We start from the raw sequence: 4,311 nt of genomic DNA, 5'->3' as shown, positions 1-4,311 counted from the left end.
GGAAAGTCCTCCCTGCGTCCGCTGATGGCCGGCAGCAGCCCGTCGTTGCCTGATGGATCCAACCCCTCCGCTGCTATAGTGCAGTCGGCTTCTGACGTTCAGTGCAGCCGTCTTCTGAAAACGACAATCTTTGCAACGCTCGTTATAACCTTCGTCGGGGCAAGGCAAGGTTATATCGACGCAGCGGAATACCCGGTTGACGGCACTATCGCGCTGATCGTGGCATTCATCTTCGTTGCGGCCGGGAGTCGAGTTGCGCGGGACTTACTCCCAACACCGAAGGACTCTCAATAACGGTCGTTTGCGAGAATCCAAACGCCATGTAGAAAATGTCATTTTCAGAAGACGACTGCACCAGTTGATTGGGCGTAATGGCTGTTGTGCAGCCAGCTCCTGACAGTTCAATATCAGAAGTGATCTGCACCAATCTCGACTATGCTCAATACTCGTGTGCACCAAAGCGAGGTGAGCATGGCGACGGAGGCTCTGTTGCAAAGATTGGCGGCAGTCAGAGGTAGGCTGTCGCTCTGCGCCGATCAGGCGGCTGCTGCGAAATGGTGGTTGAGCATGCCCATGGCCTCCGTCAGCGCCGAGGGCCCAATGCCAAAAGCTCTCTCCACAAGGCGCACCTCGCCCCTGATGCCGGGCTGCAGGCACCAGGGGCGAGCCTGTCCTTTGCGCAGGGCTCGCATGACTTCGAATCCCTTGATCGTGGCATAGGCCGTGGGGATCGATTTGAAACCGCGCACCGGCTTGATCAGTATCTTGAGCTTTCCGTGATCGGCCTCGATCACGTTATTGAGATACTTCACCTGCCGGTGGGCCGTCTCCCGGTCCAGCTTTCCTTCGCGCTTCAATTCGGTGATCGCTGCACCATAGCTCGGCGCTTTGTCGGTATTGAGCGTGGCAGGCTTTTCCCAGTGCTTCAGGCCTCGCAGGGCCTTGCCCAGGAACCGCTTCGCTGCCTTGGCGCTGCGGGTCGGCGACAGGTAGAAATCGATCGTGTCGCCCCGCTTGTCGACTGCCCGGTACAGGTAGGTCCACTTGCCCCGCACCTTGACGTAGGTTTCATCCAGGCGCCAGCTCGGATCAAAGCCACGCCGCCAGAACCAGCGCAGCCGCTTCTCCATCTCCGGGGCGTAGCACTGGACCCAGCGATAGATCGTCGTATGGTCGACCGAAATGCCGCGTTCCGCCAGCATTTCCTCAAGGTCGCGATAGCTGATCGGATAGCGACAATACCAGCGCACCGCCCACAGGATCACATCACCCTGGAAATGGCGCCACTTGAAATCCGTCATCGTTCCGTCCGTCCAATCTCCGCCAAGCATGCTCAAGCTTCACGATTTTTGCAACAGAGCCCACACGAGTATTGAGCATAGTCGAGATTGGTGCAGATCACTTCTGATATTGAACTGTCAGGAGCTGGCTGCACAACAGCCATTACGCCCAATCAACTGGTGCAGTCGTCTTCTGAAAATGACATTTGGTATCTCTCATAAACGGATGTTTTTGAGAGAACTATCTTCGGCCTTCACACGCACGAAAGGCGGCGAAGCTCCGCCGTTAATCCGTCCGCCGGAGATCTCGCCCAGGCAGGCTGAAGGCCGAGCAAGCCTGACAGGCCCGAAAAGCCCGGCACGGGCGTCGGCGGCGATGACGGCGGCGGCATTATCCAGGGTTGATGATGGAAGTGGAGGATATCGACAACCTCTCGCGCAACCAAGACATCGCGGTCGGACTGCAAGTGATCTTGAAGCCACGGGCCCGTCCCACCCCGACATGGACCTCGATGCCCGAACGGACGTTAGATTTCGAGTTCTAGGCGTTCTGCGATGAAGGTTGGATCCCAGCCGGGATTGAAAGTGTCGACGTGGGTGAATCCGAGCCGCTCGTATAGGCCACGCAGGTTCGGGTGGCAGTCGAGCCGCAGCTTGGCGCACCCCTGCGTTCGCGCGGCATGGCGGCAAGCCTCGATCAGCGCGGAGCTGACACCCCGGCCCGCATGTGTCCGTCGCACCGCGAGCTTGTGCAGATATGCGGCCTCCCCCTTGAGGGCGTCGGGCCAGAACTCGGGATCCTCGGCCGACAAGGTGCAACAGCCGACGATGCCGTCGCTGCAACTCGCGACTAGGAGCTCGGATCTCAGGACGAAGGTCTCCGCGAATGTCCGGTCGATCCGCGCGACGTCCCAGGCGGGCGTTCCCTTGGCGGACATCCACGCCGCAGCGTCGTGCATCAGCCGCACAACCTCGTCGATATCACCCGAGCAGGCGACCCGAACGTTCGGAGGCTCCTCGCTGTCCATTCGCTCCCCTGGCGCGGTATGAACCGCCGCCTCATAGTGCAGTTTGATCCTGACGAGCCCAGCATGTCTGCGCCCACCTTCGCGGAACCTGACCAGGGTCCGCTAGCGGGCGGCCGGAAGGTGAATGCTAGGCATGATCTAACCCTCGGTCTCTGGCGTCGCGACTGCGAAATTTCGCGAGGGTTTCCGAGAAGGTGATTGCGCTTCGCAGATCTCCAGGCGCGTGGGTGCGGACGTAGTCAGCGCCATTGCCGATCGCGTGAAGTTCCGCCGCAAGGCTCGCTGGACCCAGATCCTTTACAGGAAGGCCAACGGTGGCGCCCAAGAAGGATTTCCGCGACACCGAGACCAATAGCGGAAGCCCCAACGCCGACTTCAGCTTTTGAAGGTTCGACAGCACGTGCAGCGATGTTTCCGGTGCGGGGCTCAAGAAAAATCCCATCCCCGGATCGAGGATGAGCCGGTCGGCAGCGACCCCGCTCCGTCGCAAGGCGGAAACCCGCGCCTCGAAGAACCGCACAATCTCGTCGAGCGCGTCTTCGGGTCGAAGGTGACCGGTGCGGGTGGCGATGCCATCCCGCTGCGCTGAGTGCATAACCACCAGCCTGCAGTCCGCCTCAGCAATATCGGGATAGAGCGCAGGGTCAGGAAATCCTTGGATATCGTTCAGGTAGCCCACGCCGCGCTTGAGCGCATAGCGCTGGGTTTCCGGTTGGAAGCTGTCGATTGAAACACGGTGCATCTGATCGGACAGGGCGTCTAAGAGCGGCGCAATACGTCTGATCTCATCGGCCGGCGATACAGGCCTCGCGTCCGGATGGCTGGCGGCCGGTCCGACATCCACGACGTCTGATCCGACTCGCAGCATTTCGATCGCCGCGGTGACAGCGCCGGCGGGGTCTAGCCGCCGGCTCTCATCGAAGAAGGAGTCCTCGGTGAGATTCAGAATGCCGAACACCGTCACCCTGCTGCGTAACATCGTTGCTGCTCCATAACATCAAACATCGACCCACGGCGTAACGCGCTTGCTGCTTGGATGCCCGAGGCATAGACTGTACAAAAAAACAGTCATAACAAGCCATGAAAACCGCCACTGCGCCGTTACCACCGCTGCGTTCGGTCAAGGTTCTGGACCAGTTGCGTGAGCGCATACGCTACTTGCATTACAGCTTACCAACCGAACAGGCTTATGTCCACTGGGTTCGTGCCTTCATCCGTTTCCACGGTGTGCGTCACCCGGCAACCTTGGGCAGCAGCGAAGTCGAGGCATTTCTGTCCTGGCTGGCGAACGAGCGCAAGGTTTCGGTCTCCACGCATCGTCAGGCATTGGCGGCCTTGCTGTTCTTCTACGGCAAGGTGCTGTGCACGGATCTGCCCTGGCTTCAGGAGATCGGAAGACCTCGGCCGTCGCGGCGCTTGCCGGTGGTGCTGACCCCGGATGAAGTGGTTCGCATCCTCGGTTTTCTGGAAGGCGAGCATCGTTTGTTCGCCCAGCTTCTGTATGGAACGGGCATGCGGATCAGTGAGGGTTTGCAACTGCGGGTCAAGGATCTGGATTTCGATCACGGCACGATCATCGTGCGGGAGGGCAAGGGCTCCAAGGATCGGGCCTTGATGTTACCCGAGAGCTTGGCACCCAGCCTGCGCGAGCAGCTGTCGCGTGCACGGGCATGGTGGCTGAAGGACCAGGCCGAGGGCCGCAGCGGCGTTGCGCTTCCCGACGCCCTTGAGCGGAAGTATCCGCGCGCCGGGCATTCCTGGCCGTGGTTCTGGGTTTTTGCGCAGCACACGCATTCGACCGATCCACGGAGCGGTGTCGTGCGTCGCCATCACATGTATGACCAGACCTTTCAGCGCGCCTTCAAACGTGCCGTAGAACAAGCAGGCATCACGAAGCCCGCCACACCGCACACCCTCCGCCACTCGTTCGCGACGGCCTTGCTCCGCAGCGGTTACGACATTCGAACCGTGCAGGATCTGCTCGGCCATTCCGACGTCTCTAC

Annotated in this window: 5 protein-coding genes; 2 read left to right on the top strand and 3 right to left on the bottom strand. The window is 60.3% G+C overall.

Going from position 1 to position 4,311, the window contains the following annotated elements; translation table 11 throughout:
• Positions 1-294: hypothetical protein (locus VG99_RS16245; RefSeq protein ID WP_204216779.1), on the top strand; the 294-nt coding region annotated here is incomplete at its 5' end.
• Positions 295-536: 242 nt separating this feature from the next.
• On the opposite strand, the gene VG99_RS15395 is transcribed toward VG99_RS16245, so the two are convergent.
• The 3 genes from VG99_RS15395 to sul1 form a co-directional block, all read right to left on the bottom strand.
• The gene (locus VG99_RS15395; protein ID WP_001389365.1) at positions 537-1,301 is read right to left on the bottom strand and encodes an IS6-like element IS6100 family transposase; all 765 of its coding nucleotides are present in this window, start codon (positions 1,299-1,301) and stop codon (positions 537-539) included.
• Between the two features lie 506 nt (positions 1,302-1,807).
• Positions 1,808-2,308: a GNAT family N-acetyltransferase gene (locus VG99_RS15390; RefSeq protein WP_000376623.1), complete on the bottom strand. Its 501-nt coding sequence runs from the start codon at positions 2,306-2,308 to the stop codon at positions 1,808-1,810.
• A gap of 127 nt (positions 2,309-2,435) precedes the next feature.
• Positions 2,436-3,287, bottom strand: a complete 852-nt coding sequence (sul1, locus tag VG99_RS15385) for a sulfonamide-resistant dihydropteroate synthase Sul1 (RefSeq protein WP_000946487.1) — start codon at positions 3,285-3,287, stop codon at positions 2,436-2,438.
• A 101-nt stretch (positions 3,288-3,388) separates the two neighbouring features.
• Between sul1 and intI1 the strand changes: the two genes are divergently transcribed.
• Positions 3,389-4,311: class 1 integron integrase IntI1 (intI1, locus tag VG99_RS15380; protein ID WP_044501700.1), on the top strand; the 923-nt coding region annotated here is incomplete at its 3' end.

The organism is Pseudomonas saudimassiliensis (assembly GCF_000939975.1).
GTDB lineage: Bacteria > Pseudomonadota > Gammaproteobacteria > Pseudomonadales > Pseudomonadaceae > Halopseudomonas > Halopseudomonas saudimassiliensis.
Note: the sequence above shows the minus strand (reverse complement) of the source record. Positions and strands in the feature narration are given on the sequence as shown.

What these genes read in the sequence shown, in the direction of transcription:
- VG99_RS15395 (WP_001389365.1), bottom strand. Translation starts at nt 1,301, where the DNA reads ATGACGGATTTCAAGTGGCGCCATTTCCAGGGTGATGTGATCCTGTGG.
- sul1 (WP_000946487.1), bottom strand. Translation starts at nt 3,287, where the DNA reads ATGTTACGCAGCAGGGTGACGGTGTTCGGCATTCTGAATCTCACCGAG.
- VG99_RS15390 (WP_000376623.1), bottom strand. Translation starts at nt 2,308, where the DNA reads ATGGACAGCGAGGAGCCTCCGAACGTTCGGGTCGCCTGCTCGGGTGAT.